This window comes from Spirochaetota bacterium (genome assembly GCA_040756435.1).
In the GTDB taxonomy this organism is placed as follows: domain Bacteria; phylum Spirochaetota; class UBA4802; order UBA4802; family UB4802; genus UBA4802.
The window spans coordinates 54137-60336 of sequence record JBFLZD010000017.1 but is presented as its reverse complement, the minus strand read 5'-3'; the positions used below and the strand labels follow the sequence as shown (position 1 = coordinate 60336).

3 protein-coding genes are annotated in these 6200 nt (G+C 38.5%); 2 read left to right on the top strand and 1 reads right to left on the bottom strand.

The window, feature by feature from the left end; all coding sequences use genetic code 11:
- The first annotated feature begins 418 nt into the window (after nt 1-418).
- Both mfd and AB1444_06720 read left to right on the top strand, forming a co-directional pair.
- Entirely contained in the window at nt 419-3811 is a 3393-nt protein-coding gene (mfd, locus tag AB1444_06725; protein ID MEW6526344.1) for a transcription-repair coupling factor, read from the top strand.
- A gap of 103 nt (nt 3812-3914) precedes the next feature.
- Nucleotides 3915-4574 (top strand): SurA N-terminal domain-containing protein, encoded by a 660-nt coding sequence (locus AB1444_06720; protein MEW6526343.1) that lies wholly within the window; start codon nt 3915-3917, stop codon nt 4572-4574.
- 305 nt (nt 4575-4879) lie between these two features.
- Here AB1444_06720 and AB1444_06715 read toward each other — a convergent pair whose 3' ends face one another.
- Nucleotides 4880-6184 carry a radical SAM protein gene (locus AB1444_06715; GenBank protein ID MEW6526342.1) on the bottom strand — a complete coding sequence of 435 codons (1305 nt, stop codon included), beginning with the start codon at nt 6182-6184 and terminating at the stop codon, nt 4880-4882.
- Nucleotides 6185-6200: the final 16 nt, after the last annotated feature.

Sequence of the window (6200 nt, the reverse complement as noted above, 5' to 3'; positions counted from 1 at the left end):
ATGGTAAAAAAACGCTTTTGTGTATATACAACGCAGGAAAGTGAAAAATAGTACATGAAATGATGAAAAATTTCAGAAAAAAGGAAAAAAATTTAAGTTCAGTTTTTCAAATTTGGTGTCAGAGCAAGGTTTTAACAAAGAAAACAAAACATTAGGGCAAATACGATGGTGTCAGAGCAAATAATGGTAGGCATAGTGCAAAAATGAATACTATAGTGCATATCATCGCGTGTGTGGTGTTAGAGCAAAGCTAAGAAAATAAAAGTGTCAAAGCCTTACAAAAAGATTGAAAAAATCATAAAACAAAAGTACAATTGAATTATGAATATTTATAAATAGGCGTGTGCATAGTTATACATACTATTAAGTAATTACCATACTCACTGTATACACGATATATATACTACTATTTACTACCATGGTCCTGAAAGAACTTACTAACATATATTCATCAACCGATGAATTCAAATCGCTGGTAGCATCAGGTGTCAGAGCTTTCCACATTGAAGGCATTTGCCCATCTGCGTATCCATTTATTGTTGCAACATCATTTAACACCACACAAGCACAAACCATTGTGGTTACTACCGACTATCACACCATGAATCGCTTTGTTGCCGACATATCAGCATTTGCCAATGAAGATATCATTTTCCCTTTCCCACCTTTAGAAGTACTCCCGTATGAGTATGTAAACCCATCATCATCTATTGAACGTGATCGTATTACCGCGCTCTACCAGCTTCTTTCGGGAAAGCCTGTCATTGTGGTTGCAACCATTGAATCATTGCTCAGAGCCATTCCGCATAAAGAATTCTTTTTGAAAAAAGGCATCCACATTGAAAGAAATCAAGAATATCCTTTTGAAGTAATCATTGAAACCCTCATCACTTATGGCTATGAGCGCGAAACACGTGTTGATCGCTACGGACAATTTTCCGTTAAAGGCGGTATCATTGATATCTATCTTCCCAATGCAGCCAACCCTGTGCGATTAGATTTTTTTGGCGACACCTGCGAGTCCATTCGCTACTTTGATCCCATGACGCAGGTTTCACTTGAGCAGGTGGAAACCATAACCATTTATCCACGCCGTGAAATTTTGTTGTCTCAATCTGAAAAAGAGAAAATACAAAAAGAATTGATGCGCGGCGATAGTAACCAGAATAAACAGGCCCTTGAGTCATTGCAAAAAGCAAATGTCCCTGGCATATACGATTTGTTTCCACTGGCAATTCAAACCGATACAATACCATCATTTGCCCATAATCCTCATATATTTCTGTGCGATCCACCGCAATTGAAAGCAAAATTATCTGAAATTGAGCGCACATACCATCAGCTATACAATCACAAAAAAGAAAGCACCTTTTGCATTCCCGCATCGCAATTATTGTTAAGCGATAGTTACCAGCATATTGAAACGCAGGCTGTCAAACTGCATCCATTTATAACCGATTCCCAGAATGTCTGGCACATAAAAAGCATTCCTTCCTTTCAGGGAAGAATTCAGGATGTACGTAATGAGTGCGCAAAACGCATAGAAGAAGGATGGCATATTGTTGTAAGCACATCGTTTGAAGGGCAAGCACGCAGATTGTACGATTTATTCAATGAATTTAAGCCGCAGGAGCAATTTGACATATATAATCCTAAAAAGCATTTTGGCATTATTATTTCAAATCTTCATGAAGGCCTTGAGATAGGAAGTATCAAAACATGCATCATTACCGACCACGAAATTTTTGGCAAATCATACCGAAAGAAAAAACACTTCAAGCAGAAATATTCAAAGCCAATAGAAACATTCTTAGAACTATCGCCCGGCGATTACGTTGTGCATATCAATCATGGCATAGGGATTTTCAAAGCTATTGAACGTATGAGTGCAGGTGGCATTGAGCGCGACTTTTTAGTCATAGAGTATGCAGAGGGTGACAAGTTATATGTCTCACTTGACCAAATAAATATGGTACAGCGCTATGTAGGTCTTGATGGCCGTCAACCACGCATTGATGCACTGGGCAAAAAATCCGCCTGGAACCGTATCAAGGAGCGTGTTCAGCAATCAGTTGAAGAGATAGCACAGGATTTATTAAAAATTTACTCACAGCGAAAAGCTTTGAAGGGATTTCAATATCCCGTAGATACCATGTGGCAGGAAGAGTTTGAATCAAAGTTTGAATACGAAGAAACACCTGACCAGATCACTGCTATTGAAGATGTTAAAGATGATATGGAAAAATCTCAGCCAATGGACCGTTTGGTATGTGGCGATGTTGGATTTGGCAAAACTGAGGTAGCAATAAGAGCAGCCTTTAAAGCGGTAATGGCGGGAAAACAGGTTGCAATACTTGTTCCCACAACTGTGCTGGCAATGCAGCATTATACAACATTTTCCAAACGGTTTACCGATTATCCGGTAACTATCGAAATGATATCACGCTTTAAAACTCAACAGCAAATAAAATTAATCAAAGAGCGACTTAAAAGCGGGGCTATTGACATTATTATTGGTACCCATGCATTACTTGCAAAGGATGTGCATTTTAAAAATTTAGGGCTGGTAGTGATAGATGAAGAACAGCGTTTTGGCGTTAAGCATAAAGAGCACTTAAAAAAATTGCGTCTTCTAGTGGATGTGCTTACCCTTTCGGCTACACCCATACCCCGAACCCTGCACATGGCACTTGCAGGCATCCGTGACCTGTCAATTATTGCAACTCCACCGGAAAACCGTCAGTCCATTGAAACACTGGTTATTGAAGATAATCCTGACATTGTCCGCATGGCCATACTGAAAGAGATAGAACGAAAGGGGCAGGTGTTTTACGTGCACAACCGCATCAACACCATCTATGAGCAGGCCCAGTACTTAGAAAAGCTTGTGCCAGAAGCAACGTTTTGTGTGGCACACGGAAGAATGCATGAGCACGAGCTTGAAGAGGTCATGATTGACTTTATTAACGGGAAATATGATGTGCTGGTTTCAACCTCTATTATTGAGTCAGGGCTTGATATGCCCAATGTCAATACCATTATTGTAAATAGGGCTGATACGTTTGGGCTATCACAGCTATATCAATTAAAGGGGCGAGTTGGTAGATCCGATAAACAAGCTTATGCATACCTCTTTTATCCTAAAGATGCAAAAATAACCGAAGATGCACAGAAGCGCTTACAGGTTATTGCAGAATATACTGAAATTGGTGGCGGCTTTAAGATTGCCATGAAGGATATGGAAATTAGAGGTTCGGGCAACATTTTAGGTAAAGAGCAGTCAGGCAATATTATGGATGTAGGTTTTGATCTATACTGCCAGATGCTTGAGGATGCAGTGCGAAAGCTCAAAGGCGAAAAGCCTGTCCATGTTTTCAGGACTCCCGTATATATCAAAACCAATATATTTATCCCGGATAATTATATAGCTGATGAAAAACAGAAGATAGAATTTTACAAGCGGTATGAAGCCTGTGAATCATTGGATGAATTAACTGACCTTACCAAAGAGATGATTGACCGTTTTGGCCCACCACCTGAAGAGGTAAAATCCCTGATAGCTATAGAAGAAGTGCGCACATTAGCATCCCAACTCTACATTGATGAAATTATTGAAGATACAAAATTAGTCAAAATGCGCATTACTAAAGAAGCAAAACTTGACACCAAGAAATTAGTTGCACTCATTCAAAAAGATAAACGGCTATCCATTGACCGCTATGACAGAGAGATAGTAAACTTTGTTACTGGCGCTATACCTCCAGAAAAAAAATTAGATGAGATAAAAAAATTGTTGCAACAATTACTATAATCTAGTATCAATCGTAAAACTTTAAATTTTTATAAAGAGTCAATGATAATTCCCTCCCCTGGAGGCATATTTTTTAATTTTTACTATCAAAAGGATGGATACTATGAAAACAAAGATTTTCTATTCACTAATTGCAGTTATGATTTTTGCACTTGCAATCTCCTGTGGCAATAAATATGGCGGAAAATGGATTGCAAAGATTGATAGCGATGAAATCACTGATAACGAACTCAATGCATATTACTATGCACAAATGAAAAGTATTTATAACCTGCCCAAAGAAGAAATTGATAAATTAGCTCAGGATCCAGCACAATTGGAACGAAACCCCCTGTTAAACAAAAACAATTTCCTTGAGCAAATGATTCAACAGCGCCTTGTTTATAAAAAAGCTATAGATGATGGTATTTTAAAAAATGAGGAGCTCAATACTCTTTTAGATATTTCTAAAGAAGGCCTTGTAGTACAGTACTATATTCGTGAAAAGTTTAAAAACGACATTACTATTGCACCTCAGGAAGTTGAGCAAATTTACAATCAGCAGCGTGCTCGTTTCAAAGGTATCCCTGTTGATCAGGCTGAGATGTATATCAAACAGCAGCTATTCCAGCAGAAACTCAACATGAAAATAAAAGAGCTTGTAGATACCCTGCGCGATGAAAAGAAGATTGAGAAAAATACAGAATTGCTACGCAAAGAATTAAATATGCAAACTCAGGCTCCTCAGCAACAAGCACCACAAACCCAACAACCTGCAAAATAATTTAATGGGATTATTATTTTTATTAAAAAAGAGGCCGTCTCAAAGCAAACCATGAGACGGCCCCTTTTTATATTCAAGTACTTGAATTTTAAAAAATAATTAAAAATTCTATCTACTGCTAATCTTTATTCTTGAACTTTCATCATAGCATAAGTTAGACTCAATAATCAAAATTTTGCTATTCACATTATCATCCCATATAATTGGAAGCGTTTACAATTTATGTTCCACGTGATATATTAAAAAACCTACTTCACCTTAATTGGGAATCAAAAGTGGATTTTCAACACATAGTCAAGTGTTAATTATGGCATAAGCTTATTACATATTGCGTGTATAACTTTTTCTGTATACTCAATATTATCAACAACTATCTGATTGCCCCTAACAAGAGGTTGCATAAGCTTCTCAATGTCATCAGTCAATCTGCCATACTGCCCCACAAATGATTCCAGTCGCGAACGCAAGCGATACTGCAATCGCTCAATGCAATCCTTAGACTTATATTCACGTATTGCTGAAAGCAGTGCACTTTTATCCTGGGGTAGTTTTCCATTTAGCGGCAATAGATTCGTTGCGCTATCGCTATACAGCATAACAGGAACATCAATGGCTGTTATCAGTGTTTCAATTTCATCCACAACTTCATCATCACTACACGGCTCAAACTCCCCTGCTTTTACCATATCCCAAAGCGGTGTATATGGAAAAACTGAAAGAGTACGCAAACGTACAAAATCAGGTGCCGTTGCATTGATAACGCGTGCTGTTTCAAGTGCATGGGGATGGCTTAACTTTTTACCTCCCAGTCCAGGCATACTATACACTGAAACCGAAAGCCCCGCTTCCCTGGCTTTGAGGCAACCCTCAATATGGTCACGGGAATTTTCACCCTTATTCATAAGCTTTAAAACCTCATCGCTACCACTTTCAAGCCCAAAGTGCACACGATACAGCCCCGCTTTGTGTAATTGCACAAGCTCCTTAAAATCTTTTTTGCAAGCGGTCTTGGTACGGCCATAAATAGTAAAGCGTTGTAATGTGGGGAAACTTTGTTTTATGTGCGATAGTATCTTTTCATAGTCTTTTGCCGCTACTATCATACCATCGGCATCGCCTAAAAAGCAGGTTTTACCACCACCAATGCGCCACTGCACAACATGCTCAAAACACTGAGCCAATGTTGGCTTATCAACAAACCACTGCATAAACCATTGCAAACGTTCATCATCAATACTTTGTGCTCCAGCAACAGCACTAACAGTATCATTATCATCAATAATTCCTGCTTCCCAGCGTTGCTGCTGAACCTTTTGCAGTATATTCTGCAGCTTATAGAAGTCAGCCTCTGAATAGACAGGATAACCAATCCCCTGTTCAAACAGAAAATCATCAATTTGTTTTGCTCGGTTTATATCTTCAACTACTTCATCAATCTTTCTACGCGAAAATTTAGCACCACATTTATACACAGGACAAAACGCGCATTTGTTCCAGTAGCAGTTACGGGTAAGTCTGAATGTGAGGCTGTAATTTTCCGTTGGTGGGCGTATTGAGCATATTTCAAAAGGCTGTAAGTCTAATGCATCTATTTTTGAAAAAGAAAACATATTTCCACGATTTTCT

Excerpts from the sequence above, each read along its gene's own strand:
- mfd (MEW6526344.1), top strand. The coding sequence starts at position 419 with ATGGTCCTGAAAGAACTTACTAACATATATTCATCAACCGATGAATTC.
- AB1444_06720 (MEW6526343.1), top strand. The coding sequence starts at position 3,915 with ATGAAAACAAAGATTTTCTATTCACTAATTGCAGTTATGATTTTTGCA.
- AB1444_06715 (MEW6526342.1), bottom strand. The coding sequence starts at position 6,184 with ATGTTTTCTTTTTCAAAAATAGATGCATTAGACTTACAGCCTTTTGAA.